The organism is Nocardia sp. alder85J (assembly GCF_020176955.2).
In the GTDB taxonomy this organism is placed as follows: domain Bacteria; phylum Actinomycetota; class Actinomycetes; order Mycobacteriales; family Mycobacteriaceae; genus Nocardia.
On sequence record NZ_JAIUCZ020000020.1, the window covers coordinates 25,710 to 52,663 of the forward strand.

The 26,954-nt window shown below is 68.4% G+C and carries 35 protein-coding genes; 28 read left to right on the forward strand and 7 right to left on the reverse strand.

The window, feature by feature from the left end:
* Window positions 1–419: 419 nt before the first annotated feature.
* Window positions 420–1,388 carry a DUF4192 domain-containing protein gene (locus tag LBW94_RS42990; RefSeq protein WP_225061309.1) on the forward strand — a complete coding sequence of 323 codons (969 nt, stop codon included), beginning with the start codon at window positions 420–422 and terminating at the stop codon, window positions 1,386–1,388.
* A gap of 111 nt (window positions 1,389–1,499) precedes the next feature.
* Window positions 1,500–1,781 (forward strand): hypothetical protein, encoded by a 282-nt coding sequence (locus LBW94_RS42995; RefSeq protein ID WP_225061310.1) that lies wholly within the window; start codon window positions 1,500–1,502, stop codon window positions 1,779–1,781.
* A gap of 241 nt (window positions 1,782–2,022) precedes the next feature.
* Here LBW94_RS42995 and LBW94_RS43000 read toward each other — a convergent pair whose 3' ends face one another.
* Window positions 2,023–2,295, reverse strand: coding sequence for a hypothetical protein (locus tag LBW94_RS43000; RefSeq protein ID WP_225061311.1), 273 nt, complete (start codon window positions 2,293–2,295; stop codon window positions 2,023–2,025).
* Window positions 2,296–2,391: 96 nt separating this feature from the next.
* Entirely contained in the window at window positions 2,392–3,153 is a 762-nt protein-coding gene (locus LBW94_RS43005; RefSeq protein WP_225061312.1) for a hypothetical protein, read from the reverse strand.
* Between the two features lie 639 nt (window positions 3,154–3,792).
* Here LBW94_RS43005 and LBW94_RS43010 point away from each other — a divergent pair.
* The 10 genes from LBW94_RS43010 to LBW94_RS43055 all read left to right on the forward strand — a co-directional run bounded on the left by LBW94_RS43010 (window position 3,793) and on the right by LBW94_RS43055 (window position 9,983).
* Window positions 3,793–4,062 carry a hypothetical protein gene (locus tag LBW94_RS43010; RefSeq protein ID WP_225061313.1) on the forward strand — a complete coding sequence of 90 codons (270 nt, stop codon included), beginning with the start codon at window positions 3,793–3,795 and terminating at the stop codon, window positions 4,060–4,062.
* Window positions 4,063–4,632: 570 nt separating this feature from the next.
* Window positions 4,633–4,974, forward strand: a complete 342-nt coding sequence (locus tag LBW94_RS43015; RefSeq protein WP_225061314.1) for a hypothetical protein — start codon at window positions 4,633–4,635, stop codon at window positions 4,972–4,974.
* Window position 4,975: 1 nt separating this feature from the next.
* Window positions 4,976–5,209, forward strand: coding sequence for a hypothetical protein (locus LBW94_RS43020; protein WP_225061315.1), 234 nt, complete (start codon window positions 4,976–4,978; stop codon window positions 5,207–5,209).
* 44 nt (window positions 5,210–5,253) lie between these two features.
* On the forward strand, window positions 5,254–5,550 hold the full coding sequence (locus LBW94_RS43025; RefSeq protein WP_225061316.1) for a hypothetical protein: 297 nt from the start codon (window positions 5,254–5,256) through the stop codon (window positions 5,548–5,550).
* Complete coding sequence (locus LBW94_RS43030) at window positions 5,547–5,714, forward strand: hypothetical protein (protein WP_225061317.1); 168 nt, start codon at window positions 5,547–5,549, stop codon at window positions 5,712–5,714. Before LBW94_RS43025 ends, LBW94_RS43030 begins: the two co-directional genes overlap by 4 nt.
* 141 nt (window positions 5,715–5,855) lie before the next feature.
* Window positions 5,856–7,580, forward strand: coding sequence for a ParB/Srx family N-terminal domain-containing protein (locus tag LBW94_RS43035; protein ID WP_266273532.1), 1,725 nt, complete (start codon window positions 5,856–5,858; stop codon window positions 7,578–7,580).
* A gap of 88 nt (window positions 7,581–7,668) precedes the next feature.
* Window positions 7,669–7,818 carry a hypothetical protein gene (locus LBW94_RS43040; RefSeq protein WP_225061319.1) on the forward strand — a complete coding sequence of 50 codons (150 nt, stop codon included), beginning with the start codon at window positions 7,669–7,671 and terminating at the stop codon, window positions 7,816–7,818.
* A gap of 70 nt (window positions 7,819–7,888) precedes the next feature.
* On the forward strand, window positions 7,889–8,227 hold the full coding sequence (locus tag LBW94_RS43045; protein WP_225061320.1) for a hypothetical protein: 339 nt from the start codon (window positions 7,889–7,891) through the stop codon (window positions 8,225–8,227).
* Entirely contained in the window at window positions 8,220–8,516 is a 297-nt protein-coding gene (locus LBW94_RS43050; protein WP_225061321.1) for a hypothetical protein, read from the forward strand. Before LBW94_RS43045 ends, LBW94_RS43050 begins: the two co-directional genes overlap by 8 nt.
* 84 nt (window positions 8,517–8,600) lie before the next feature.
* Window positions 8,601–9,983, forward strand: coding sequence for an ArdC-like ssDNA-binding domain-containing protein (locus LBW94_RS43055; protein ID WP_225061322.1), 1,383 nt, complete (start codon window positions 8,601–8,603; stop codon window positions 9,981–9,983).
* A gap of 424 nt (window positions 9,984–10,407) precedes the next feature.
* Here the strand turns inward: LBW94_RS43055 and LBW94_RS43060 are convergent, their stop codons facing one another.
* On the reverse strand, window positions 10,408–10,743 hold the full coding sequence (locus tag LBW94_RS43060) for a DUF6247 family protein (protein WP_225061323.1): 336 nt from the start codon (window positions 10,741–10,743) through the stop codon (window positions 10,408–10,410).
* Window positions 10,744–10,953: 210 nt separating this feature from the next.
* On the opposite strand from LBW94_RS43060, the gene LBW94_RS43065 reads away from it, so the two are divergent.
* From LBW94_RS43065 to LBW94_RS43080, 4 genes are read left to right on the forward strand one after another with little or no spacing between them, the layout of a single operon-like run.
* Entirely contained in the window at window positions 10,954–11,199 is a 246-nt protein-coding gene (locus LBW94_RS43065; protein ID WP_225061324.1) for a hypothetical protein, read from the forward strand.
* A 1-nt stretch (window position 11,200) separates the two neighbouring features.
* A complete protein-coding gene (locus LBW94_RS43070; protein WP_225061325.1) occupies window positions 11,201–11,527 on the forward strand; it encodes a type II toxin-antitoxin system PemK/MazF family toxin in 327 nt (108 codons plus the stop codon).
* Window positions 11,524–12,078 carry a helix-turn-helix domain-containing protein gene (locus LBW94_RS43075; protein WP_225061326.1) on the forward strand — a complete coding sequence of 185 codons (555 nt, stop codon included), beginning with the start codon at window positions 11,524–11,526 and terminating at the stop codon, window positions 12,076–12,078. The genes LBW94_RS43070 and LBW94_RS43075 overlap by 4 nt, the downstream gene beginning before the upstream one ends.
* A complete protein-coding gene (locus tag LBW94_RS43080; protein ID WP_225061327.1) occupies window positions 12,075–12,329 on the forward strand; it encodes a hypothetical protein in 255 nt (84 codons plus the stop codon). Before LBW94_RS43075 ends, LBW94_RS43080 begins: the two co-directional genes overlap by 4 nt.
* A gap of 22 nt (window positions 12,330–12,351) precedes the next feature.
* Here the strand turns inward: LBW94_RS43080 and LBW94_RS43085 are convergent, their stop codons facing one another.
* The gene (locus LBW94_RS43085) at window positions 12,352–12,762 is read right to left on the reverse strand and encodes a hypothetical protein (RefSeq protein ID WP_225061328.1); all 411 of its coding nucleotides are present in this window, start codon (window positions 12,760–12,762) and stop codon (window positions 12,352–12,354) included.
* A 261-nt stretch (window positions 12,763–13,023) separates the two neighbouring features.
* On the opposite strand from LBW94_RS43085, the gene LBW94_RS43090 reads away from it, so the two are divergent.
* Together LBW94_RS43090 and LBW94_RS43095 are read left to right on the forward strand one after the other, a co-directional pair.
* Window positions 13,024–13,410, forward strand: coding sequence for a hypothetical protein (locus tag LBW94_RS43090; RefSeq protein ID WP_225061329.1), 387 nt, complete (start codon window positions 13,024–13,026; stop codon window positions 13,408–13,410).
* A 64-nt stretch (window positions 13,411–13,474) separates the two neighbouring features.
* Window positions 13,475–14,497, forward strand: a complete 1,023-nt coding sequence (locus LBW94_RS43095; RefSeq protein ID WP_225061330.1) for a site-specific integrase — start codon at window positions 13,475–13,477, stop codon at window positions 14,495–14,497.
* 691 nt (window positions 14,498–15,188) lie between these two features.
* Here LBW94_RS43095 and LBW94_RS43100 read toward each other — a convergent pair.
* The 3 genes from LBW94_RS43100 to LBW94_RS43110 all read right to left on the reverse strand — a co-directional run bounded on the left by LBW94_RS43100 (window position 15,189) and on the right by LBW94_RS43110 (window position 18,491).
* Window positions 15,189–15,734, reverse strand: a complete 546-nt coding sequence (locus tag LBW94_RS43100) for a hypothetical protein (protein ID WP_225061331.1) — start codon at window positions 15,732–15,734, stop codon at window positions 15,189–15,191.
* A gap of 9 nt (window positions 15,735–15,743) precedes the next feature.
* A complete protein-coding gene (locus LBW94_RS43105; RefSeq protein ID WP_225061332.1) occupies window positions 15,744–16,958 on the reverse strand; it encodes a helix-turn-helix domain-containing protein in 1,215 nt (404 codons plus the stop codon).
* 201 nt (window positions 16,959–17,159) lie between these two features.
* Window positions 17,160–18,491, reverse strand: coding sequence for a helix-turn-helix domain-containing protein (locus tag LBW94_RS43110; RefSeq protein WP_225061333.1), 1,332 nt, complete (start codon window positions 18,489–18,491; stop codon window positions 17,160–17,162).
* A 169-nt stretch (window positions 18,492–18,660) separates the two neighbouring features.
* Between LBW94_RS43110 and LBW94_RS43115 the strand changes: the two genes are divergently transcribed.
* From LBW94_RS43115 to LBW94_RS43160, 10 genes are all read left to right on the forward strand, one after another.
* Window positions 18,661–18,993, forward strand: a complete 333-nt coding sequence (locus tag LBW94_RS43115; protein ID WP_225061334.1) for a hypothetical protein — start codon at window positions 18,661–18,663, stop codon at window positions 18,991–18,993.
* Between the two features lie 12 nt (window positions 18,994–19,005).
* Window positions 19,006–21,159, forward strand: coding sequence for an aminotransferase class I/II-fold pyridoxal phosphate-dependent enzyme (locus tag LBW94_RS43120; protein ID WP_225061335.1), 2,154 nt, complete (start codon window positions 19,006–19,008; stop codon window positions 21,157–21,159).
* 19 nt (window positions 21,160–21,178) lie between these two features.
* Window positions 21,179–21,598, forward strand: coding sequence for an NUDIX hydrolase (locus LBW94_RS43125; RefSeq protein ID WP_225061336.1), 420 nt, complete (start codon window positions 21,179–21,181; stop codon window positions 21,596–21,598).
* 706 nt (window positions 21,599–22,304) lie between these two features.
* Window positions 22,305–22,994, forward strand: a complete 690-nt coding sequence (locus LBW94_RS43130) for a hypothetical protein (protein ID WP_225061337.1) — start codon at window positions 22,305–22,307, stop codon at window positions 22,992–22,994.
* Window positions 22,991–23,350 carry a hypothetical protein gene (locus LBW94_RS43135; RefSeq protein ID WP_225061338.1) on the forward strand — a complete coding sequence of 120 codons (360 nt, stop codon included), beginning with the start codon at window positions 22,991–22,993 and terminating at the stop codon, window positions 23,348–23,350. Before LBW94_RS43130 ends, LBW94_RS43135 begins: the two co-directional genes overlap by 4 nt.
* The gene (locus tag LBW94_RS43140; protein WP_266273540.1) at window positions 23,347–24,228 is read left to right on the forward strand and encodes a pyridoxal-phosphate dependent enzyme; all 882 of its coding nucleotides are present in this window, start codon (window positions 23,347–23,349) and stop codon (window positions 24,226–24,228) included. Before LBW94_RS43135 ends, LBW94_RS43140 begins: the two co-directional genes overlap by 4 nt.
* A gap of 13 nt (window positions 24,229–24,241) precedes the next feature.
* The gene (locus LBW94_RS43145) at window positions 24,242–25,195 is read left to right on the forward strand and encodes a nucleoside hydrolase (RefSeq protein ID WP_225061339.1); all 954 of its coding nucleotides are present in this window, start codon (window positions 24,242–24,244) and stop codon (window positions 25,193–25,195) included.
* A gap of 43 nt (window positions 25,196–25,238) precedes the next feature.
* A complete protein-coding gene (locus LBW94_RS43150) occupies window positions 25,239–25,568 on the forward strand; it encodes a hypothetical protein (RefSeq protein ID WP_225061340.1) in 330 nt (109 codons plus the stop codon).
* Window positions 25,565–26,050 (forward strand): DNA-directed RNA polymerase subunit beta, encoded by a 486-nt coding sequence (locus LBW94_RS43155; protein WP_225061341.1) that lies wholly within the window; start codon window positions 25,565–25,567, stop codon window positions 26,048–26,050. The genes LBW94_RS43150 and LBW94_RS43155 overlap by 4 nt, the downstream gene beginning before the upstream one ends.
* Before the next feature lie 72 nt (window positions 26,051–26,122).
* The gene (locus LBW94_RS43160) at window positions 26,123–26,914 is read left to right on the forward strand and encodes a hypothetical protein (RefSeq protein ID WP_225061342.1); all 792 of its coding nucleotides are present in this window, start codon (window positions 26,123–26,125) and stop codon (window positions 26,912–26,914) included.
* Window positions 26,915–26,954: the final 40 nt, after the last annotated feature.

Genomic DNA, 26,954 nt, shown 5'->3' on the forward strand with positions numbered 1-26,954 from the left:
GCCGGATGACGTGCACCGACCGCCGGGACATGGAGGCATCGGCACACCGCCGCCGAGGCATCCACACCCGGCTCCGTTCGGAGCGGGACGCGCACCGCGGCCCCTGCCGGGGCCGGGCCGCCGCAAGGGCGACCGGCTGAGGACTCCGGCCCGGGGCCGGATCTGAGAAAGGCTTCTTTCCCCTTCTGGCCTTCCGATTTTGACCGGCGGTGCCCTCCGCGCAACCCGCCGCTGCGCTGCGCTTGGGCCTGCGGCCGGCGAAGAAATTTCCCTACTGCGGTCGCTGCGCTCCCTGGAAACTTCCCCGCCCGGCGGGTTGCACTCCAGGCCCCTCATACCGGTCCAACTCTCCCCTGCCAGAAGGGCAAAGAAACGGCCGGGGCCACCCGGCCGAGAGACATCAGGAGGAACCCCCCGTCATGCACACGCTCACCAGCACCGCCGACACCGTGACCGCCATCCCCGGAATGCTCGGCTACATTCCCGCCGAATCCGTCGTCGCCGTACTCCTGCGCCACGGCTATCTCCACGTCATCGGCAACGCCGGTGCCGCGCAGATGACCAGCGCGGGCCTGGACCAGTTCGTGAGCCTCGCACTCGCCGAGGAAACCGACACGGCGTTCGTGGTGGCCGTCGCCGGAACCCATGCCACCACCGCCATCGACTACGCCCACGCCGTCACCGCGAAGATGGCCGCCGCAGGACTCGAGATCGCCGCCACCGTGCACACGCCCGCGCTCACCGAAGGCACCCGATGGACCGACCTGGGCACCGGCCGCACCGGCGACATCGGCGACCCCTACAGCCACCCCACCGCCCTCGCCCGGCTCCACAGCCTCGGATTCCCGATCGCGCCCAACCGCGAAGCCGTCGAAAACCTGTTCACGGCAGTCGATCCCGTCGCCGAACTCGCCGCCGCCGAACAAGCCACAATCAGCGACCGCGACCACGGCGCTAAGGTGCTGCGCGAGCTGGCCGACACGATCACCGGATACACCCACCCCACCCCCGACCTCACCGCACGGACCATCGCGTTCGCGCTGGCGGATCGCCGCTGCCGGGATGCTCTGCTCGGCCTGACCACCGTCGGGACCGGCGCCGGGCGCGTCCTCACCGAGATCGCCAACCGGGCACGCGGCGCCGCCCGCATCGAACTTCTCACCGTCGCCGCCGTCGTGCTCTACGCCATCGGCAACACCCCGGCCGCGAACATCGCCATCAACCGGGCCCACGACGAGGCCGCCGCCACCGGCACCGAAATCCCCACCCTGCTCGAGCTCATGACCACCGCACTCATGACCAGCCTCCCCCCGTCCGGCCTACAGCGCACCGTTCGATTCGGAGCCGAGGTCGCCCACACCGAATACGGCATCGCCTTCGACGCCTGATCAAACCTTCAGGTGAGTCCCTGGGCCGTCGGAACCGGCCCAGGGACTCACCCCTGACCAGAACATCGAAAAGAAACGGCCGGTGCCACCGGCGCAACGGAGAACGACACCATGACCACCCCGGAAACACCACCAGACACCGAACCTCGCCCGCACTGGCACCCCAAGAACTCGCACACGATCGCCGACGACGGCCGGATCCACGCTCTCGCCGGATATCGCATCCACGTCGACCCGATCAGACGGAATCTCCGCGACACCCGCCGCCTGTGCGACGAGACCACATGCGACGCCTGCATCCACGACTGCCAATGCTTCGACTGCTCCGGATGGTGCCGGTGCGACACCCCACCGGAATCCACCGCATACTTGCCGCCCACCCCCAGCGAATAGGCCCCAGGACAACGTAAGAGGCCCCGGGACGGTCGGAACCCGCCCGGGACCTCTCCCCACCCACAGTAGAACACCCCGCCGGCCGCGCGGGCACCCGGCACAGCGGAATTCCGCTGCGCTCCATGCTGTCTATCCAGGGGCGGGCCTGCGCCGACCGGATCCGGCCACGCACCCGGCTCACCGACCCCGAGGCCAGAGACCACCGCACCAGGCCACAGCCTGCCGAGTAGCGCGTACCGGGTCAGGCGGGTTCGGGCCGGTGGCCGAGGTCGGGCCGGATCGTGGTGTTCCAGACCCCGCCCATGCTGGTGGTGATATCCACGAAGCACACCGTGACCGCGCCGGCCGCGTCGCGCTCCATGTCGGTGACGGTGCCGATCGAGCGGTGAGCACCGGGCTGCCCGGGGTCTGTGCCGCGGCCGCCGAGGTCGGTCCACCAGGCGATGCGATCGCCCACCGCAAGCCGATCGAAGAGTTCGCACATGCGTTCGAGTATGACGGAAATGTCTCCCATGGGAGACCAGATTCCTTGTCTGTTTTGCGCTGCAAGGTAGACAGGCGTTGCGGCGCAACAAATACCGCGGATACTCGCCGGACCCTGCGGCCCGCGTCACAGGCCGAGATACTCCCTCGAGGGACCGGCCGACATCGCCCGCTCATCACCGGGATACAGCCCCAGCGACGGGAACCGCGCGTCGATCTCGCTGCGCGACAACGGCTCCGACACCGGCGCCAGACTGTGTGAGCCCGGCAAGTCCTCCCACACCCCGCCCACCTCGACCGCCCGCACCCGCGCCACCCGCCCGTCGACCACATACACCACCGCGCGCAGACCAGGCCGCCGCCATACCGGCACCGGACCCCGCAGCGACGACAACCGCCGATCCGCCTCCCACACCGGATCCGCCGCATCGGCGAACTCCTCGGCCAACCGCCGATCCGTGCGCGCCTTCCGATACACCACCAGCACCTCAGGGCCGCCACCGCGCGCCGTGGACTCGGCCTCCTCGACCGGCGCCAAACCCAGTTCGGGAAACGCCCTCCGCACCCAGCCGTACGGCGCGACCACCGCCCGAGGCGACCCGTGGAACAACACCACCGTGTGATGCCCGGTCTCCAGATCCTCCAGAACCTCCGCCACGGCGATCCGGGCCGCACTCGAGGTCCGCTCGATCACCTTCGAATCCGGCACCGCCACCGCCGGATTCGCGACCTGGGCCGCCCGCCACATCCCGACCGACACCATGACCGCCACCGGGACCTCACCGAACCAATTCACCTGAACGAACCGGTCCGCGGCCGCCGCCCGCCAGGTCGCCGACCAGTCATCCCGCAACGTCTCCGTCCGCACGATCTCCAGACCCGGACCCATATCCGCAACCCTCCCATTCCCACCACATTCAGCGATCCCGAGGCCCGACCAGACGGCCGACTCTATTTTTCCGAAATCCTACAATTAATTCGGGAGCTGCCGCGACACCGAGCCCTCCCGCACCGCCGCAGCTCCCGCGGGCCCACCACCCAGCCGGCACCGGTCGAAGAACCCCAGCACCGCCGCAACGCCGGACCGGGCAGGTACTCACCGACCTCCGCGGCCTGGCGGCCGCGCGGCGCCCCGGCCGTGAGTGTCGGTGCCGTCCTCCGCTGAGCCAGCCCAGGGCTATCACGGTGGTCCGGGGTGGTCAAGCCGCGGAAAGGACGCCGCGGCTTGACCACCCCGGACCACCGTGATCGAGACGCCCCGAGCTCAGCGGAGGACGACACCGACACTCACCTCTCACTCTGGCCGGGGACCGGAAGATTCCGCGGCCTGCCGGCCGCGCGCGGGGGCTCTGCCGCCCGGACCCCCGCTCCTCGCCGGAGAGGCGAGCTTGCAGAGGCCGGGGCACAAAAGACAAGCCGAACCGCAAAAAAGAAAAGAGAAATATCGCACACCCGCAGAAGGCCAAATAAAAACGTAGGAAGTATAGAATAGAGTCATCACCAAGTAAGGGAACGGAGGCAAGCGGAAATGAGCATTAGCAGCAAGGAACTCGAAGACATCATTTTCGACCGTGACGGCGAGTTCCTCTCCGAGCACGCCGCGCACATGCAGAGCTGGTACGACGGTTTCAACAACGGATACCGCCGGGCCGATAGTTTCGATTGGGACGCGCGGCGCGCGGCCGCCGTCGACGCCGGTTTGCGTGGCCTCGAGCGGACCGGTTGCTTCCCCTGCCTGGAAGTGCAGGCCCGGCATTTCAACCGCACCTACGAGCCCATTCCGACGGATGAAACGTAGGAATTCACTCTCATAGAGTGACTTTCTTCCGGCCGCCGGAACCGTTCTTTGACAACTCCACAGAGCACGCGCGAACATACCGACTCCCGCAACCCGTCCCGCAGTCCAGCGGGCGGCCGGACCCACCGTCCGGCCGGACATGTCCAGGTGGAACGGGCCGCAAGGCCCCACGGAGAGCGCTCAGGGCTGACACCCGGAGCCGTCACGCGCCGACCCACCGAACTGGGCGGAGCAGGAACCCAGCGCGTGCCTCGAAACCCTTCCCACCGACCCCGAAAGGGCGCCAATGGCGAACTTCATTCCGTGCCCCGGTACCGGAGTGCAGCCGGTCAACATCCGATTCTTCCCGTCGCAGCCCGACGGACTCGGACGGACCCAAGCCAAAACGTTCGGCGACTGCGCCGAATGCGGATACACCGTCATGGAATACGGGAATTCCCGTAACTCCCTGAAAGTCCCGCGCCACAAGAAGCGCACGTAAAAAAACACGCACCGCCGATACAACGGCCGGGCACATGCTAGGTGCCCGGCCGTTGCATCGGCCGACCCCCGGAAAGGGGAACCACGCACATGAAATTCGAGATAAGCGACCTGGCCCGCCGCGCCGAAAGCACCGTGTTCGGTGACCGGATCGAAGGATGGGAAGCCACGATCAAGCTCGACGGTGGCGAAATCCTGCTCTTGTCCCAGCTGGACGGCGAAGCGCCCCGATGGGGCGTGGACGCCGCATTCGGCGCGAACGGATTCCCGCACTGGGCCAACGGATTCGGCTCCCGCGTGGTCCGGGTGCGCGCCGTCGGCGAGCCGATCGAACAGGCCCTCAACGCCCGCCGCGACGAACTCGCCGCCCGCGCGCAGCCGCCCGCCGACCCCGCGACCGAGGCCCGGCCCGACGACGGAAAGGGACGCTGACATGAAGTTCCTTCGAGTCGAGACCGTCGGAGAGGTCCGCCGGTGGGACACCTACATTGTCCCGGTGCCCGATGATTTCGACATCGAGGCCGACGACATCGCGCGCCCCCTCCACGACCTCATCGCCCAGGGCAAAGGGATGAACCGGGGCACCGAATACGAGGACTACGGCTTGCCGGTCCCGCCGCACGAGTTCTGCATCACCGAGGTAGCCCCCGCCACGTCGCAGACGTAGCGGGGGAGATGAGCACCCAGGCAGAACACAGGAGAACAGCACCGATGAACGACGACACCGAGCCCGACCACCCCGGGGCGCGCCCGGTTTTGTGGGTCCTGGTCATCTATGACGACCTGAGGCCGCCCGACACCGGACCAGCCATCGAGATACGGGGCGACACCTTCGCCGAGGTACACGCCTACCTGGTCGACACCGTATACGGATGGGGCGAACTGACCGTGACCGAAGCAGCAGACGAGCCCGACAAGGACGACGGAATGCGCTTCGGCTACATCCTCCGCGACCCCAGCGGCAACCACGCCGGAACCGCCACCATCCGGAGGGAACAGGACCGATGAACGACGACATCCGACACTGCATCGACCGGGCCGCCGACGCGGGAATCACTCTCACTCGCGCCGACATCACCCGAGAGACCGACCCCAACAGCGAATTTCTCGGCGGACTGGTCATCGACGGAATGCCCGCCGCTGAGTGGATCGACGCGATGACATCGGAATAGCCAGCGGCGGGGCGCATCCGCGCCCCGCCCCGCACCGGTCACGAAACCGGAAAACCCCAGTTCAAACACGGAAAAGGCCACCAGCTAGATGCTAGCTAGCTGGTGGCCTTTTCCTGTTCACCCTAGGAGATTGCGTCCGCAATGACAACCATCGAAGCCCCCGCCAGCACGGCCCCGGCCGAGCAGCACGCCACCCCGGCCGAGCAGCCGGCCGCCGGACCGACGCCGGTCCCGTTGCCCGCCGATGTGGCCGCCGCGCTGCGCGCCGCAATCGCCGACCGGATCGCCAAGGGCGAGCCCGCGCGTGTGCAGTACGCACTCAACCCGAACCACGTGGATTTCGGCGCCAACGTGCGCGACGACGCCGCCGCCACGATCACGCCGGAATACGTCGCGTCGATCAAACGGCGGATCTTGCAGACGCCGACGGCCTACCTGCGCGACGACAATATCGTCCAGGTCATCGACGGCCAGCGCCGCACCCTGGGGGCCCGCGCCGCCGGACTGACCACGATCGACTATCTGATCGGTCCGATGCCCGAGGGCACCGCCGACGCTCGGCGCGCTACCGAGATTGTCGATCAAGTCGAGGCCAACGAGGAGCGGGTGAACCTCACCCGCTCCCAGGTCTACGCCGCGCAGGAGGAATTGGCCGGTCTGAACCTGCCCGCCCCCGAGAAGACGAAAGCGTTGCGGCACCTGGGCATCGGAGCCAAGGAAGCCAAGGCGATGCGCACGCTCAACGGAGCAGGCAAGGCCCGCGACAGCGCGATCAGCGGCGACCTCGATCTCCTCCAGGCCGCACAGGCCCTCGAGTTCGAAGATGATCCGGGCGCGCTCCACGAACTGACCATCGCGGCCCGGCGAGGCACGTTCGACGGCGCACTCGTCAGGTTGCGCAAGGAGCGCCAGGTGCGCGCCCGGCGCGCGGAAATCGCTGCCCCGTACGCCCAGCGTGGTTTCCGGATCCTCACTCACTACCCGTACGAGTCCGAGCGCAAGCAGCTGGTTCCGATCGAGGAACTTCGGACCCCCGAAGGAGCCCAGGTCACAGAAGCCGACATCGCCGCCGCGCAGTGGGCGGTATACGTCAGGCCCGCCAAACAGACCGTGCACGCCACCACCGGCGAGCCGATCGACGAAGACGACATCGATGACGCCACCTACGAAGACCCCGACCGCGATCCCGCCGAGGGCAAGCACCACGCCCGCGACGTGCGAGTTGAGGAGTTCTTCCGCGTCGATCTCTTCTGCCACGACCCCAAGCGCGCCGGTCTGCGCAAAGTCAAGGAGACCACCGCGTCCGGCCGATCCACCGCCCGAACCGCCGCCATCATCAACGCCGAAGCCCGCGACGACACCGACGCCCGGCGCGCGTTCGTCGCCGAGTGGCTGAAGAAGACCCCGAAGACCGTGCCGACCGACATGCAGCTGTGGAGGCTCAGGCTCGAGGGCGCCGCGCCGGAGATCTTCAAGGAGTACACCGCCCGCACGACCGCAGCGACGCTACTCGGCATCCCCACCGAGAAGTTCCGCGACGGAACAGCGTTCGACGGCATCAGCGTGGCCCGCGCCCAAATGATCGGTATCGGTCTGGCTATGGGCGCGATCGAAGGCCGGATGCAGCCTCGCACCGACAAGCCGCACTACTGGCACATCGCGCTCCCGCAAGACCACGTGTACTCGACCGTAGACCGGGGTCTGTCGAAAACCTATCTGCTCCAACTGATCTCACTCGGGTACGTCCCCGGCATCGCCGAACGGCTCACCCTCGCAGAGATCACCGTCGACCAAGCGGTAGCCGAGATCACCGCCAAGAAGGCCGCCCGCGAGGGCCAGAACACCGCCGACACCACCGACGACTAGGCACCCCGCCAGCAGGGGCCGCGCCCGTACAGGGCGCGGCCCCTGCTGTGTTCCGGGCCCCAGCGACCACCCCCGAAAGGAACTCGAGATGACCCGACTTCCGCACGTCCTGTTGCAGCTCATCGGCGCCGCACTCACCCAGGCCACCGGCCGCCGCCGCATCCGCACCACCGCCGAGCAGGTCGACGCCACGCCCACCCAGCCCACCGGCCGCCGCCGCATCCGCTTCCGCCGGTAACCGCCGCCGGAACACCCTGCCGCGCCGCCGGCCTCAATCGGCCGCGCCGTACTCGAGAAAGGACACATCGATGAACGACCGCACCCCCGGAGACCACCCGGCGGAAACCCGAGTGCCGCAGAGGTGGTGGACCCTCACCATTCGCGACGGCGCCGAGTCCCCCACCGGTGAACCGGCAATCGATATCCAGGGCGCCACCCGCGAAGGGCTTTACGCCTACCTGGTCGGCACCGTGGGTGCCTGGGCCGATCTGACCGTGACCCAGGTCGGGACCGAGGAGCCCGGCAAGGCCGGAGAGGTGTGCTTCGAGTACGCCATTCGCGACAGCAGCGGATTCGACGTCGGTTCCGCCGTCATCCGGGGCGAGGCGCTCACCGACGACACCGAGGAGAACAGCGCCGATGAGTGACAACCGCCGCCCCACCGGAACCCCCGACCACGTCCGCGCCGCCATCGCCGAAACGGTCGGATTGCTGCCCTACCCCTTGACCCGTGACAGCGCCGCCCGCTACTTCGACCGGTGCGTTTCGTTCTGTCTCGACGCCGCCGCGACCGCCGCCGATCTCGCCGCCCGACTGCTGGCCGAGGACCCCGACGCCGCCCGGCAAGTCGCCGACGAGGCCCGAGACTTCCTCGCCGAAGCGCGCCGCATCGACGCCATGCGCACGAAACCCGTTCTGTCCCAACCCCTCCACTGAGCCACACCCCACCGACCGGCCGGGCACATGCTAGGTGCCCGGCCGGTCCACGGGGATGCCAGACCACGAAAGGCACTCGACACCATGGCAACTCGCCGCCGCCGCCCCTACAGCCCCGAAGAACGCGCCGCCCGCGACGCGGCAGACAACGCGATCAACGCGGAGGGCCAAGCCCTGTTGGCCGACCCCGCCGCCGTCGCCGCACTGGTCGCCCGCCTGGCTACCCTCCCCGCACCGTCCATGGTCTGCCGCTACTCGCTGCGCAATCATGCGCTGCTGGACCGGCAGGCCGCCGCCCGCGGTATGACCCTCACCGATGTCGGCAGCGTCAAAGACTGGAACTTGCGCGGCCGCAGCATCCGCAAGGGCGAAACCGGACTCCGCATCGTCGCCCCCAAGGGACGCGAGCAGGCGACCACCAGCGCGGATGACGCGATCACCGAGGCCCCCGAACCCGAGCACGGGCCCGAACACCAGGACAACAGCGACGGCGAGGGCGCCGCGCGTACCCGATTCCGTATGGTGCCGGTATTCGATATCTCCCAAACGATCGGCATCGAAGACTTCGAGGGCGAACCCCTCATCGTTGAGCCGGTCGCCGATCCGGTCGCAGCGTTGCGCGACTCGCTCACTGCGCAACTCGAGCGCGTCGGATACCAGATCATCACCGGCGCCGCTCCCGCCGTCGACCACGCCACCCGCACCGTCACGACCAGCGACATCCCCACCGTGGACGAACTCGCCCAGGCACTCGCCGCTATCGCGACCCTGCCCGCCGACCAGCGCCCGACCTACCGGCCCGAGCCGCGCCCCGAGCCGGCCCCGGAGCCCGCCGCCCCGGCCGATCCGGCGCGGGTGCGGCTCGACCTGGGCAAATACGCCGACGCACACGCCCGCATCCGCACCGACTACACCACCGGCCGCAGTTTCTACACCGTCACCGGGCCACGCGTCAGCGGGACATTCACCGTCGTTCCCCAGTTTCCCACCGAGAGCGACCACGTCCACATGCTCACCATCGACTACGGCGAGCACGACGGAACCAGGTCGTACGACTACCGGTTCCGCCGCCCCGACCGCCCGGTCATCAACGGAATAGACCTGGTCGGCGGAAGCGGCGGATTCGACGCCGCCACCGTCGAGCAGATCACCGCCCGCAACGTCCATTGCCGCCGCACTCTCGGGCCGCACCACGACGCGGAGGTGCCAGCCCGCACCAGAGAACGCACCGCCGCCGTCATCCGCGCGATTCTCTGCCACTACATGACCCGCGACGATCTACCCGCCCTGCACCGCGCGGCCGCCGCCATCGAAGCCCGCAACCTGCGCCGACAGCAGGAACAAGGCGCGGCGCAACTGACCGCGCGCATCAGCGAACTCGAGGCCGAACGCGCCGAACGCGCCGCCGCCGCACACCGCTACGCCGACATCGCCGACGACACCGAACAACTCGCATTCACGGTCTAGCCACCGGTGCCTGCCCCGGCACCTGCCGCCCCCCACGGTGGCAGGTGCCGGGGCATCCACCGCCCGAGGCACCACCGCAGACCGAGCAGAAATCCGGAAAACCCGGAATCGGAATTCCGCTGCGCTCCATGCTGTGCCCATCCGGGCGGGCCAGCGCCGAGCGGATCCGGCCACTCCTCCGACTCACCACGCGCGGAGGCCCACCACCTCGCCGCGGCCAACAGATCTCGGCCCCGTCCGGAAAACCCGGAATCGGAATTCCGCTGCGCTCCATGCTGACTCATCGAGCGGGCCGGCGCCGACCGGATCCCGTCGCGCACCCGGCCGCACCCAACATGACATTCCGCCCCGCCCTCAGCGGCGGTCAGGATCCCGGGCGGCGGTACCCTGGAATGCGCGGTCTGCTCATAGGAGTACAAGCGGGTTATCGGGCCAGACGGGCAGCGATCGCGGCACGGGCCTCGGCGGCGCCGACAGTCGGGACCGGTCTGCCCTGCCGCAGGTCGGCCACCACCGCGAGCATCCGCTCGTGGGCCGCCGCGCCCTGGCGGCGAGTGAGGTCGGCGATCTCGCCGAATTCGGCGAGGACCGCCAGCACGCCGGTGAGGTTCAGCGATTCGGCCGCCGCGGTCATCTCCTCCCGGTAGCGACGCTCGAACTCCGCCCGCTCCGACCCCACCAAGGCGTCACGGATCGCCGTCGGTGTGGCCAGCGCGACTAGTGCGGGACCGACCACCGGTTCGGGTCCAGGCGATGCCATGCCCGTCACGATAGCCACACCGGTGCGAGCGGGAGCCGGAAGAACCGGTCGGCGGCTCTGAGGCCGATATGGGCACTATTGCCCCTATGGCTGACCACCTATAACGATCCTTGTCGGCGGCCAGCCATAGCGCCCCTAGTGGCGGAAAACCATACCCGCGCGAGGGCACAAGACCCTCCCAAAAACCAGGCTCAGAGTATGGTCAGAAGTATGGCGAAATTGACTATAGAAATCCCGGACAACGACTTGGCACTTTTCCGGGCCGCCGCTGCCCGCGACGGCGCGAGGCTCTCCCCCTACGTCGTGCGCGTCGCGCGCATCGGCGCCCTGTGGGAAGACGCCAACCGGCCCCGCCACCGCGACGACGCCGGCGACCTCGCCCGCGCCGAGGAACAAGCCGCACTCGACCAGGCTGCCCACGCGGCCGAGGAACACCGAGGCGGACACGCCGCCTGAGATGAACCACGGCGACATCTACACCTTCGACCGAGAACGACCCGGCCGCGAAGACGACGAACGCACCCCGTACCGCATCATCATCACCCCCGGCTACCTGCTCGGACCGGGAGAGAACTGGGTCATGGTCGCCCCCGTCGAGCGCTACGACCCCGACCGCCTGGTCGCCGTCGCGCTCACCGACGCCGACCCCATCCAAGGATGGATCCGCGCGGACCGCGTGACCACCGTCTACCGGCCATGGCTGTCCGGACCCGTCGGCCGCCTCACCACCGACACCATCGCCGTGTTCGACGAGCGCCTCAAGGCCGCGCAGGGACTCGAATGACCAGCACCGCCGAAGAACGCGAACGGACTCGGGCCGTCCCGGTCGGGGCCGCCGGCATGAAAGCGGCGCAGCGCGTACGGGATTGTCGCCAGGCCGCGGAACTGACGCTCAACGACGTATCGACCCTGCTCACCGACTACGGCCACCCCATCGACCTCTCCTCGTTGGCGAGGCTCGAAAAGGGGCTACGCCGCATCGATGTCGATGACCTTGTCGCCCTGGCCGCCGTACTCGAGGTCAGGGTCACGTTCTTGCTCGGGGTCTCCGACGACCACACAACCGGCCCGGCTCAGAGGATCGCGCAGAAGGTAACAGCCGAAGAAGCACGGCGACGGCTGGAGGCAATCGCAGCCATTGTCACCGACGGCGCCACCTTCGAACTGTTCCCAGATCGGCAATCGAACCGAACCAGCCGAGACCACCCCGCATCGGACCAAGGCAACAGTCTTCCGCCGCAAGATATTTCGAACAAAGAGGACATATACGTGGACCGTGCCCGCGACGATGACGCTGCCGCGATCTGTGACCTAGAACAGGGGCCCAGCACATGACCTACCGGCCGTCCCAGGACAGCTGTTTCATGAACGCCGCCGCCAGCCTGCGCGACGCCCGCACCGGCGGGATGGCCGAAGGGCTGGAATGGCTGAATCGCGACTGGGAGCCGCCCACGAGCCCGATCGAGGGCGCCGACGACGCCCGCACCATCGCGTTGCAGAAGATCACCCAGGCTGCCGGCCTACTCGCCGAAGCCGAGACCGAGCTACAGGAAGTCATCCAGCGTCATCGAGCGGGCCAGCGGTAATAGACAACGCCCGCAACCACTTTCAGCCGAAAGTGGTTCGCGCACGGACCCAGACAGCGCGCCCGGCTTCCATCATCTCCAACGCTGCATCCGGATCTGTGCGCGCTGTCCCGGTCACCACCACCAGGCCCAGCCCGGCGCGGTGATCCAGCTCGACCTGGCGCCACCAGTCAGGCTCACACACCAACTCGCCCGCGAACATCTCACCCAGCCCGGCCGGACCGGTGACCCGCACACCGGCCGCGCCGGCATCAAGAGCGACCCGCCAACCCGGCTCCGGTCCACCGACGAACTCGAGATCCACCATCGGCCGCGCGCCGTGCTCGCAAACCTTCGACGTCCAGCCATCCGCCGACACCAGCCCACCATCAGGCGCGATATGCACAGACCGGAACCGCGGCAACACAATCAGCACCGGAACGCCCGCGATCATGGCCGTGAAGGTAGTCGCCTGTTCGAGCTCCGGGACCGCGCCGTCGGCAGAATCAGAGGTCACCGCCAGAGCGTACGCACGCCCGCTCCCCGCCGCTCCAGAGCGCCAGGCTCGGCCGCCATCATCACCAACGGCCCGCCGGGTGCGGAGGCATCGGCATACCGCCGCCGAGGCCTCCCCGCCCGGCTCTGTTCAAGATCAGCGACACCCACCGCGGCTGCGCGAAGGCGGTCACAATCGAAGAGGCCAGGAGGTATTCCCGTGCAGAACAACGATCACGACACCGGAACCCAGGTCAGTGCTCCCGGCAAGCCGTCGTACGGCTGGATCGCCGATGTGCTGTCCACCGCCGGCGAAGGGTTGTACATGGTGCAATGGCCGGACGGGGAACTCGACACGATCGCAGGCGACTGCTTCACCCCGCGAACACTGACGGTCCTGTGCGACCGCGGCGAGTACCGCCCGGCCGGATCAGACGAATGGGTCCAGCTCGACCCGCGAACCGTCGAAGTGGCCGTCGCCGAGCCCGGTCACTGCGAACACGCCGTCACCGTATGCGCCGAGTGCGCCGAGAACTGGGCACACCACAGCGACGAGGCATACATCTTCCTCACACCGTGGCCGCCGGAATGGGCGCTGGACATCTAGGCGCACCACCGGAACCCGATGGAGGAGCCGGGTTTTCGTCGGTGCTCGTGTCTATGATCCGCCCGTGACCGATATCGTTCCGGCCCCGGCGCACCGGCCGGCGGATCTCGCGTTGACCGATCGGCTGGCCGTACTCGATGCCGCAGCCGCCGAGTACGCCCGACCGATCCGGAACACCGAGCAGGCATACGCCGCCGACTGGCGCGCGTGGCTGCGATTCCTCGAGGACCTGAATTCGACTCTCGCCGAGGAAGATCCGCACGGGACACCGGTCCCGCCGACCATCACCAACGTGGGCGCGTTCGTCGCTTTCATAGCCTGGCACGAACGCGCCGCGCTGGCCCCCGCCACCGCCGAACGGCGGCTCTACGGCGTCATCATGACCCTGCGCCAGCGCTACGGCATCGAGGTGCCGAAACAGACGATCGGCGCCGCACGGCAGACCCTCACGAACTACCGCCGCGAGCTGGCCGAGACCAACACCCCACGCGGCCGAGGGCAGGCACCAGCGGCGACCGTGCCGGATCTCCGGCGGATCTGCGCAGCGATGCCACCGAACCTCGCCGGGCACCGCGACCGCGCAATCGTCCTGCTGGGCTTCGCCATCGCCGCGCGCCGCTCGAATCTGGCGGCCCTGGACGTCACCGATGTCGCCGAGCATGACGAGGGCCTGGCCGTCACCATCCGCTACGGCAAGACCGGAGCACGCGAAGCCGCCGTCGACCGCGGCACCAACCCCGGAACCTGCCCGGTCCGAGCCGTCCGGAAATGGATCGACACCGCCGGCCTCACGGACGGACCGCTGTTCCGGCCCATCGACCGGCACGGCAACCTCAGCACCGCGCGGATGTCACCGCGGGCGTGCGGCGAGGTGGTCACCCGCCGCGCTGGCCAAGCCGAAGGAGTCCCCTACCGCACCGGCCACAGCTTGCGCGCCGGACTGGCGACCGAGGCCCGCAAAGCCGGCCACGACGTGAAAACCATTGCCGACCAAGGCGGTTGGAACCCCACCAGCGCCGAACTCTACAAGTACCTGCGCATCGTGGACAGATGGGCCGACAACGCCACCAAAGGCATCGGGCTGTGACCAGTCAGCGCGGCAGCGGCATATCGACAGACGCACAAAGTCACGGTCATGTCAAACGAATTGAGGTGTCATGACACCTCAGAAAAGTGGGGCCGTCGTCGCCGGGGCCGTAGGATGCCTGTAGGTGGCAACGGATCCCGAGGCACAGGCCCCGAGTTCCTTCCGCGGTCAGTTGGTTCGTATCCCGAAATCGGGTGCGGCTGGCCGCGATTGGAGGTCGGTGCTTTGAATCGAATCTGGCGCCACCTGCATGGCGTGAAGAACATGAGAGCCGCCGCGGCAATGATGTCCGCGGCGGCCTCGATGGTGAGCCTTCTGAGGGCGCTCTACCTGTTCTGGATCACCGTGCACGGCGGCCGGTAGTTGGATACCGGCTAGGCAGGCCCGGGTCCTGTATCAGCGGGATCCGGGCCTCACCGTTCCTCAGTGTTCCCGCACCCAGTCTAACCAGACCGCTGCCCATCTGGGCACCTCCCGGACCCTCTCCGAACGTCACGGAACGTCACCACACGTCACCACACGTCACGGAACGTCACCGGACGCCGCTCACCGCTACCTCCACAGCGGGCGTGCCGAACGACTCACGGAGCTGCCGCCGATAGTCGCGGATCCGTTCGAGGCGGCGAGAGTACCGGTGAGATGCCTGATCCGAAGCGCACCGGCGGCGTGGCGGATAGTCAGACCGATCAGCTCATGCGATCAGCTGGCCGCCGGTGCAGGTCGCGTTTGCCTTCATCGCGACGAGTTCGGCAGTGTCCGGGTAGGCGATGTACAACTCGGCCATCGCCGAGTCCATCGCGTTCATGTCCGGCGCGGCCGCGGCCATGCGAGTGACGGATTCGGCGACGACTGCTGTGAATTCGCACGGCCAGGTGGTGTGGCGCACCGCGCGTACCAGCCCCGTGTCCGCGTCGACCAGGACGACGGTCACCACGGCGGGGTGCCGGGCGCTGGTTCCGATGCCCGGCACGTCGCCGGCTTGTTCCAGGTGCGGGCTGTAGGGGGCATCGTTCCATGGGATACCGGGGTCGAACGACCATGCCAGCAGCGCGACATTTTCGGCGTCGATCCAGGCGAACCGTGGCACCCCGGATCGCACTGCCTCCACCTCGGCGTCGGTCGGGCTTGCGATCATGAGCGCGAGGTGGATTCCGGCGTGCGTGATCCGGACTATCGGAACCGGGGCCCAGTGCCGCCGGTGCGGGTCGTAGAGCTGTCCGACTGCGACACTACGCATTTCACGCCCTCAGCCACGGACGCCGATGCGACTCGCAAGTTCGCGGAGCCCGTTCGTCCGGTCGTTGTCGAGTAGCTCGGCAACCACCGACCGAAACAACGACTGGTGCCGCGCCCACTGCTCACCACCCACCTTCTCGGCGGTAGCGACCAGCTGGTAGGCGTCGTCGTACCTGCCCATGCGGGTCAGCGCCGCGGCCCGATCGAGTAGATGCCTGGCCTGGGAGACCGTCTCGAGCCCGGTGCCGGCGAGCGGCATCAGTTTCGCCGCGGCCAGGGCCTCAGGATACAACTCGGAGGAGACGAGAATATCGGTCCGCTGCATCGCAACCTGGCTCGGCCCGAAATTCACCTCGTAGTCCCTGGTGTCGCCGGGCAAGCGGGTGGCGACCGACTGTGCTTCGTCCGCGAGATCCATTGCGAGAGAGACCTTCTGCTCACGTCCGGAGGCGGTAGCGGCCTGTAGCAGCAGTGACCCGTACACCGCCAGGTGCGCGGCGGGAACGTCGCCGACCGGTTCCACGTCCTTGGCGGCGTTGAGGACCACGGCCCGGGATTCGTCGGTGCGCCCCTGCACCAGCAGTTGCCAGCCGATCGACCCGCGCAACGTCGCCTCCAACAGCGGATCGTTGCCCAGTCGCGCGGCCGCGTGGGCATCCCGGATCGCCGTCCACGCCGTATCGGTGTGGCCCAGATGCACGAGGGTGCACGCGGTGGCCCACAGGATGCGGGCGTACAACTCCGACGCCACAGCGACATCCGCGCCCTGGGCGGCGTGCTGGGTGGCCCGCAGATCCGCGATGCCGGCGGGGAGAACCTGGGCCAGCTTCTCGTAACGGCCCGCCCAATAGCTCCCCCATGCATAGGTGACGGTCCGCCGCGCATCCCCGATCTGGACCGGAGGGTGTTCCCCGGCGGTGCCGGCGTAGTCGTCCACCGGGCTGAGGGCCCGGCGGATCGCCATCACTCCGGCAGTCTCCCCGGTAGCGTTCGGCAGACCGCTGCGCTTGCCCACGATGTCGCTCACGTCGCAGTCCAGCGCCGCCGCGAGCTTGCGGAGCGTGGTCAGGGAGGTGGAATTGCGGATGTGGTTCTCGAGCAGTTTCAGCAGATCAATGCTGACCTCGGCCTTTTCGGCGAGTTCCTGACGGGTCAGAGCTTTTCCACGCAGCCGGCGAATGTTGTCGCCGATGTGCTCGCCGGGCTGGGGATCATAGTCGTCCATGAGGGTTCCTGCCGTCGCAAGAATGGGTTCTACCCGGAGGGTACCCGCGGAAATCCCCGCGACCGGGTACACGGTGTACCCGTTGTTGTCCGCAGCGGGAACCTGACCGGCCGCAGCCGGACGCCGCTGTGCGACCTAGCCGCCGCAGCGGGAGGACAACGCTCACACTTCGCGGAGTGGAACGGCCGATATTCGATGTGCTCAGCCCAGGTTGTGACTGGTCAAGATGGTGTCGAGTTCCCGCAACGCCGCCGATCCGGGGGCATGGGCGGCGATCGAATCACGGGCGGTGGCGACCTCGCCGGCCAAACGCGCGGAGCCGTAACCGACTGCGGTCGTGGCCGCGCGGGCGACGACCGCGGCGGCTTCATCGGCTTCGCCGGCCAGGCACAACGCCGTGCCGAGGCCGACATCAGCGAAGCCGCGCGACAGCGCGTACGCGGGGTTGATCATGGTGACGCATCGGTGCGCCGCGTCTACCGCTGGGGCGGGGTCACCGAGTTTGGTGAGGCATTCCGCCGCGAAACCGGCGCTGAGGGCAGCGTCGTAGACGTAGCCGGGCAGGGTGGAATCCGCTGCGGTGGAGATGATCTCGCGGGCCTGCTCCAGCGCTGATCGGCATTCGCGGGCTTGTCCGAGTTCAGCGTGAGCTTCAGCGGCCATATCGTGGGCGTAGGCGCTCAAATGCTGATCCGCAGCCCGGACGGCCCAGTAGCGGGCGGCCATGGCGTGGTCGACACCGATGCCGGGGTGCCCGCCGCGGGTCGCGGCAATCGACATGTTGCACAGCACCAGTGCCGTCATCGAGGGGTTGTCGGCTTCGTCGGCGGCGCGGCGGGCCAGCTCGTAATGGTGGCCCGCGACCGCCAAATCCCCTGCGTCATAGGCCATCCAGCCGAGCACCCGCGCCAGCGACGCCCGCACGGTCAGCAGGCGCGGCAGCAGGTGGGCGGGGCAGTCGGGCAAAAGCGCGTCCACGAGTGTGGCTTGGCTCTGGCGGACTTCGAGGACGGCTCGGGGGCCGAATGCCTCGTACTGCTCGGCGACGGCGTTCAGGACGGATTCGATGTGGTCGATCGCGGCGGCGTCGACCGCGCGGCCGGTGACGAGTCGGCGTTGTTGCTCGAGGCCGGCGAGCAGGGCGGTGGCGGGCAGCGTTCCGGCAAGCCCGAGTACTCGGATCAGTTCTCGTCGGTTCACGTGCATCCACCTCTCCAAGTCGGGGTCCAGCAGGGAGGCCAGGTCGATCATCGGCACGGTATGCCCGATCCGGACCAACCCTAGTCCGCTGGTGTTGCCGCGTTGGTCGACGCCGGCGTCGTAGGCGGCCAGCAGAGCCCCGCCCGCGCCGACGGCATCATCGGCCGCCGCCCAGAACTTCCGGGGCGGCGACTGCCGCCCCGCCTCGGCGTGCGCGACGTAGGACCGGTCGACGTCACACCGGCGCGCGACGAAATCCTGAGTCAGGTTCTGCGCCTTGCGGAGAAGGCGCAGCGTGCCGCCCAGGGATTGCGGTACAGCCGGGCCGGTCATCGGCCCCTCCTCGCTGCGGCAACTGGGATGGTATCGCTCACGGTAGCGCACCCGGGCCCGATGCGTGCGCGGTTGTGACAGCTCATGTGAACACATGGCTCACAAGGTGTTTCACGTCGTCCACTCGAATCGGAAGTTCGGACCGGCGACTGTGATCGAGGTGGCGGGCATGGTGATTCGGCAACGGGGGCCACGCGCACGCCCACTGTCGGGGCCGAGTGTCGCCGACATCGCCCGGCGATTGGCCGCCGAGCCGCCGGAACCGGCGAAACACGGTGGCCGCGTGGCGGTCTGGCCGTTGATCTGGACACACGAAGCCCCGGAGATCGCGTTCACCGTCGCTGCGGCACATCTGGTCATGCAGCAGCACCGGAAGTGCCCGGACCGAGCGTGCCCGCGCAAGCGGGCCGCGTTGCGGGTGCTGGTCGACGCGGGCCACGCCGTGCCCGACGCACGCGCCCTGAACCGGACTTCTCGCCCCTCTCTACCCGTTTCGGAGTGAAAGGTGAACACGATGGACAAAATCCTGGTCACGGGAGCCGGCGGCTATCTCGGTGCGGTGCTGGTGCCGCAACTGCTCGCCCACGGGCACGCCGTCGAAGCCGTGGATACCTTCTGGTTCGGTGACACCCTCGCCGCTCATCCCGGCCTGACGGTTCACCGTGCCGACGTTCGCACCATGGATCTCGACCTGCTCACGGGTGTGGATGCCGTGATCGCATTGGCGGCCGTCAGCAACGACCCTGCCGGGCAACTCGATCCGGCGTGGACAGTCGAGGTGAACCAGCACGCGACGATCCGGTTGGCCCAGGCCGCCCGCGAGGCCGGAGTACACAGGTTCGTCCATGCGTCCTCGTGCAGCGTCTACGGAAGCAACGACACCGCGCCGTTGACCGAGGACGCACCGCTGGCGCCGCTGACCGTCTACGCCGCCACCAAAGCCGCCACCGAACAGGCGTTGAAAGACCTGGAAACAGCGACGTTCCGGACGATATCGCTACGCAAGGCCACGCTGTTCGGGGCGTCACCGCGGATGCGGCTGGACCTGGCGGTCAACACGATGACCCATCACGCAATGGACCGCCACCGGGTCACCGTCGACGGCGACGGCCGCCAATGGCGGCCGTTCCTGCACGTCGCCGACGCCGCGGCCGCCTACCGGGCGTGCTTGGAGATCCCCGATGCGCAGTTGCCCGGCGGGGCGGTGTTCAACGTGGTCGGGGAGAACCTGGCGATCTGCGAACTCGCCGCCCTGGTCGCGGCCGAGTTCCCCGCCGCCGCGGTGCTCGTGGGCACCGACCGCATCGACGCACGCTCCTACCGAGTCGACGGAACCCGGTTCGCGACACTGACCGGATTCGCTCCCGCCCACACGGTCACGGACGGAATCCGGGAGGTCCGCACCGCGCTGGAAGCGATGAACCCCGGCGACCGCGACGACCCGCGCCATCACACCGTGACCATGATCGAGCACATCCGGCGGCGTCCCGCGATCGACGGCGGGACGCCGGTGCGGTCGCGGCCCTTGCCGTTCGCGGTGCCCACGATCGGTAAGGAAGAAGAAGACGAGGTGCTTGCCGTGCTGCGGTCGGGCTGGCTGACCACCGGGCCGCGCACCAAACGGTTCGAAACGCTGTGCGCGGACTACCTCGGCGTCGACCACGCCATCGCCACCAACTCCGGCACCGGCGCACTGCACCTCGCGCTCGCGGCCGCCGGGATCGGCCCCGGCGACGAGGTGATCACCACGCCCATCACCTGGCCGGCCACCGCCAACATGATCCACCACGTCGGCGCGACCACAGTGTTCGCCGACATCGAGCCGGACACCCTCAACATCGACCCGGCCGCGGTCAAGGCCGCGATCACCGAGCGCACCCGCGCGATCATGCCGGTCCACATGGCCGGGCAGCCGGCCGACATGGACGCACTCACCACCCTCGCCGCCGACTACGGCCTGATCATGATCGAGGACGCCGCCCACGCTTTCGGCGCCCGGTGGGGACAGAAGATGATCGGGCAGACCGCAACCATGGCCGCGTTCAGCTTCTACGCCACCAAGAACCTCACCACCGGCGAAGGCGGACTCCTGGTCACCGACGACCCGGAACTCGCCGACCGGGCCCGGATGCTGGCACTGCACGGGATCAGCCGCGACGCCTGGCGGCGCTACGCCCCCGACGGGCCGATCCACTGGGAACTGATCGAACCGGGCTTCAAATACAACATGCCCGACCTCGCCGCCGCGATCGGACTGCACCAGCTGCCGCGCCTCGAGGAGTTCATCACCACCCGCACCCGCCACGCCGACCTCTACGATCGGCTGCTCGCAGACCTTCCCGGCATCGGCCTGCCGACACGCCGAGCCGGCCTGCGCCACACCCACCACCTGTACGTGATCAAGATCGACCCCGACCGGCTGGTCATCGACCGCGACCGGTTCATCGAGGCCCTGCGCGCCGAAGGCATCGGCACCGGCGTCCACTTCATCTCCCTGCACCTCCAGCCCTATCATCGGGGCCGCGGGATGGACCCCGATGCGCTGCCCGCCGCCCGGGACGCCTCGGCGCACCTGGTGTCGCTGCCGCTGTACCCGAAGATGACCGCCGCCGACATCAGCGACGTCGCCACGGCCGTACGCAAAATCGCCACGGCCTACCAGCGCTGAAGAAAGGAAACGGCCACCAGTGTCCGTGAAAGAAGGCACGCAGATCATCCTGCTCAACCCCCGCCGCCAAGTACTGATGTACCTACGCGACGACAAACCCGAAATCCCCTATCCGGGAATGTGGTCCCTGCTGGGCGGGATGCTCGAACACGGCGAGACACCCGCTGAGTGCGTACGGCGCGAGATCGAAGAGGAGATCGGCGTCGTACTCGACCCCGACCGGATCGAGCACGTACGCACCCGCGATCTGCACTACGGCCGCGAACACACCTTCTTCGCTCCCATCGACATCGACATCGATGATGTCGTACTCACCGAAGGCCAACGCCTCGGATGGTTCAGCGAAACCGACGCTGCCGCAACAACACTCGCATACGAAGACAACGCAATCATCGCCGAATTCTTCGCCGGCCAGCCACAGCGCGAGACGATACGCTGATTCGGGCACACGGCTTTCCGCCGCGATGCCGGGATCACCGAGCCGACGCAGCCTCGCCGCTGCAACAGCGTCTTCCATGCGTCGGCGCCTACCCTGATCCCGGCATCCATGGGACAGTCGTCACCATCTGAAATACGCCTTTTACCACGGGAAATCACCGCAACGTCACTGCGGGGGTGGAGTCGACGGCCGGACGTGCGCCGATCACGAGGCCGATCCACCGTCACGCAGCACCGTCACGCCAGCCTGCGGGAGAAGCCCGGCCGCGCGAGCACTCCCCGTGTCGGGCGATAGCGCAATGCCGCAGCTCATACGGCGCTGTTCCTGGACGCTGCCACGTGCCTCGCGCGGGCCGGCTTGTCCAGATTTCTTCAGAACGGGTACACCTTGTACCCCCTCATCAGCTCCGGCCGGAGTGATGATGCGACCCGGGCACATTGCCGGGAATTAATCAGCCCACGTTGGCTTCCCGGCGACGGGCCCATAACAGACCAGGGGGTCTTCGACAGGTCGGGCCGAGGAGGTGGCGTTGCTGATGCTGGATACGTCGTTGAGCAAGGAATGCACAACGGAGCCAACAGGTTTCGCTGACACAGATGAGGCATACGAGGCTCTGAGGCGGCACGACGAGCACGGATGCCGGCGTTATTGGGCTGCGCACGCCTATATCTCAGCCGATACCGACGAGTGAGCACGGGCGGGCGAGATGGACGACACCGACCAGCTACACGTGACCGTGCAGTTCCCTGCCCTGCCGCCGTTGCACTTTCGCGCCGAGCCTGGCGCCGCTCGAGCGTTCCTCGCCGGCATGGCGAAGTGGCACCGCCGCACCCTCGTACAGCTGGACTACGCCGTGCGTGCCGGGATGCCGCTGCTGCCGTGCCACACCCTGTTCGAGACCCCCATGACCATCCCGACACCGCCGCTGCCCCGGCACACGCTCGGAACTACCCCGATCACGGCTGCGCTCGTGCCGGTCACGCACGCCAGCGACCCCGACCTCATCGAGCGCGTACGCGCCGGCCTCGCGGCCTGGACCGATTCCACAGGCCACCAAAACCCTTGTCCCGACAGTCGATTGAAGGAGAAGCACCCTGTGCAGACCCAAGCCCTGCTTGAGGAAGTTTCCCGTTTTCTGGCCCCCGCCGATCCCGACCGTGTTGACGCCGACGCCTGGATCATCGTGACGGCGAGCCGGCCGCAGGGCAGTACGGAGCCGGTATGGCGGCCGATCGCCGCTATCGGGCCGATGACGCTGGACGCGGCCGCGGAATATCTCACTGCGCTTGGACTTGAGCCCGTGGAAGTCCGGCACGATCTCCCGATCCCGGACGCTGATCCCCATGCCGATGGAATCGGCACCGGGACCGCAGTTCTGCCGCAGGTGACGCCATGACGGTGGCGCGCAGACTCGTGCAAGCGTACGGGCTGGGTCGATTGGATCTGTCCGGGCTGGACGCCCCCTGCCACGTGAGCGGGATGCGGGCAATGGCGATCCGGCACTCCCTCAACCTGATCGGATTCCGGGTGGAACAGGGCCTGGATCTCGCGTTGGTGCTGCCGCAACTGGCCGCACGCGGGATCACGGAGCTGGTGATCCCTGCGGATCCGCATCTCGGCGAGTGGCTGGATACCGCACGGCGGCACGCGACAGTATGGACTTTGGACCCGTTGGGCTTCTGGCCGCGGAAACTGAGACACGGCGACACCGCCGAGTTCATCGACCTTCGCGCCGCGGAGCCGGTCCGGTGACCGGCACCGAGACCCGGGATGTATGGGCCGAGGAGATCGTGCCGGCCTCGAATCGGATCGCCCGGCACATCCGGCGCGCACCGCATCTGGAGATGCCGACACCGGCGTTGCCGCTGCGCTGCCGCCGTCTGGTGCTGGTGGCCGAGCACCTGCAATACACCGGCAGCCACCGCGTGCGAGCCGCCCTGAACTACCTGCTGGTCTCCCGGGCGACGCTGCCGCAGGCGGGGATCGTGGTCCCGGCGCTACCGGGCCGGACCAGCGACGTTCTCGCGTGGGCGTGGGCCGCGGGCAAGGCCGGGATCGCGTCGGCAGTGGTGGTGTCCGCCGCCGACACGATGCTGTGTACGGCGCTGCGGCAGTACAGGTCGCAGGTGATCATCGCGCCCGGCGGCCCGGACACGGTCACCGAGTACTGCGATGACCACCGCCGGCGGACCGGTGCGCAGGTGCCTGACTACACCGATCCGTTGATCGCTACTGGCGCAGGCAGTCTCGTGCCCGAGCTGGTCAGCGGGATCGACGCACTGACCACCATCATCATCCCCGGCACCGACCCCACCCTCACCGCCGGAGCGACCGCCGCCGTCGCCGGGCACCCGGGCGTGCGCCTGGTCGTCGCCACCATCGGCGGCCGGGTCGGCGACCGTCGCGGGCCCGGCCGCGGATGGCCGATCACCGTCGATGTGACCGCCGGCGATATCGGGACCGCCCGGAATCTGCTGTACCGCCGCGACTATCGAGTCGGCACCGAAGGCGCGCTCGCGCTCGCGGCGCTGACCGCCGTCCGCGCCGATCCCGCCCGCGGTTACACCCCCGGCCCGCACGAGACCGTCGCTGTCGTGCTGTCCAAGGCCGACACCACCACATACCTCTGATCAAGGACTGCCCATGTCCACCCTGCTTCTCCCGCCCCGGACCGGACCCATCGAAAACGCGGCGTTGCTGCCTGAATCCGGTAGGGCCGCAACCGATTACCTGTACATCCTGGATACGGACATCTTCTACGATGTCGATGACGCCGTGGCGGTCGCGCTGGCCGCATTCCTGATCGGCCCCGGTCGACTGGTCATCGTCACCTCCGACGAGACCCGCGGCCGCCGCGCGATGCTGTCACGACGGTTTGTCCGCCGGCTCGGCCGCACCGATGTCACCGTGCTGCCCGGTGTCGACCTGGCCGGCGACCGGTTCGTGCTCGATCACCACCTCACCGGCCTCACCAGTGACCCGCAACCCGACTTCGCCACCACCGGACATCTCGCGGACCTCTGCGACGCCCATCCCGGCCCGGTCGTCTGGATCGGGTGCGGCCCGCTGTCGAATCTGGCCGCACTGCTGACCGCCCGGCCCGACCTCGCCGACTCGATCCAACTGGTGATGATGGGCGGTTGGCTCGATCCCGCCCGCTATCGCGACCCGTCCAGGGCATCCCACAATCTCCGCGTCGACCCCCGCGCCGCCGCCCTGGTGCTGCGGCTGCTCGACGGGGCCCGGCTGGTGCTCAGTGAGCACACCGGCGTCCCCGAACTGTGCGTCACCGCCGATCATCGGCTGTACCGGGAACTCGCGGCCAACCCGGAGCCCTGGGCCAGGTTGATCGTGGCGAACTTCGATTCCTGGTTCAGCTTCCAGCTCAGCCGGGGCAAGCCCGCAGCCTGCCACCTGCACGACGTGCTCACCCTCGCCGCCGCGCTCGGCACGCCGGTCACTTTCGCCGACGAGTACATACGCATCGGCGGCGACGTCCGGTTCACTCGCGACAGGAGCGGTCGCCGCCTGCTGGTCAGTACCGATTGCGATTACTCGGCCGTCAACACCTGGATGTTCGACACCCTCTGCGCGTGACGCGAACGCGCGTTCGCATTCCGATCCGAACCGAAAGGTCCCCATGCCCGATCACTACCTCGGCGTCACCGCCTTCGTGACCAACGAGGGTGCTCCCCTGCCCCGTGGCTCCGCGTGGCTGGCGCAGCTGACCCGCGAATACGGGCCCGCGTACGCGCAAATGCTCGCCCGCGCCGTCGAAAACGCCAGTCAAAACGACCAGGACGCCTACATGGAGGGCCTGAACCAGGCCGTCGACGTACTGGCCGAAGCCGACGGCGATCGGGAGCACTGCAAGAGGCTCGCCCTCGGCCACGTCCGGAGATTCCTCGAGGAGTTCACGGCCGACGGCGCGCTACCGGGCGAGCAGAGACCGGGGCGGGCCGAGTCATGACCACCGCCGAAATCACCCGGATCCTCCCCACATGGGAGGACACGCTCGAGTCCCGGACGGTGTTCTATCGGAGTGTCTGCGGATTGGCCGCCTACGTCCGGCCGGAGCTGGACGCGATCAGCGTGGACGCCAGCGAGACCCTCGGCGCGATCGTCATGCCGGCGGCACTCGCGGACCGAGTCCACAACGACATGCACCACCGCGGAATCGGCGTCGGGCCGATCATCACCAACACCCGCGCGCAACGATGGACATGGCTGGTCCGGCCGGACATCCCCGCCGACACCGCGCTCTACGCCGCGATGTTCCGCATAGCCGTCCACGTGGCGCGGCCGGGTACGCCGATCGCGCTACCGTCGCCGATCGCCCGCCATGTCGGGATTCGCTGCTGGGCAGCCTCGCCGACCGACGCCTTCCGGCCGGCCGCGTCGGTGGTGCTCGCCGCCGTCACCGCGTGCACCACACCACGGCGGGTGCCGTAGTGACCAGTTCCGAGATGTGAGTCCGGAAAATTCTGACCGCCAACCACTTTCGAGAGGTACCGCACATTGTTCATGACCGACCATCCCGGGTGGCTGGTGTCCGACACCGGTGACATGTACCGCGCCGTCGCCCCTGGCACCACCCCGGCCCTGATCACCGCCCGGCCGACCGGACTCGGCCGCGACATGGTGATCGACCTCGGCGGCGCCGGCGCACGCGTCGACTACACCGACCCGGGCGCCCTCACCGGCCCCGACGACCTCACAGGCCCGCTGAGGAACATGGGAGTCGTTGCCCGCGTGGCGAATCCGAGCTTATGGGACGCGCTCACGGCCGCGATCATGCGGCAGGTGATCCAGCCGAGCCACGCCCGCGCCCGCTACGTCCGGTTCTGCACCACCCACGGCACCTCGGTTACCGGCCGCGGCGTCACCGCATCGGGGTTCCCCAGCCCCACGCGAATCTCCGCGATGACCGACGATCAGTTCCAGCTGGCAGGGGCCGCGTATCCCGCGCCGGGGCTGCGTGCGGCTGCTCGTGCCTACCTGAACCGCCGCGAGGAGTGGCTCAAGGCCCCCGCCGACGAGCTGATCACCGCGCTGCAAGAAATACCGCAGGTCGGGCCGTGGACCGCCCGCACTGCCGTCGCCGACTACACCGGCCGCTTCGATCTCTACCCCTACACCGACCTCCCTCTCCAGACCTGGGCACGGCAGCTGAACCCGGCCCGGAGCTGGCCCGATGGTGCTGTCGCCTTCCGGACGGCCTGGGAAGACATCGCCGCCGACCAGCTGTCCGCCTGGACACAGCTGACCCTCGCATGGGGGCTCAGATACGGCACCCCAACCCGAGCCGTCCCGTGATCTGACCAAGCCGAACAGACAGATGTCCCAGCTCATCAAC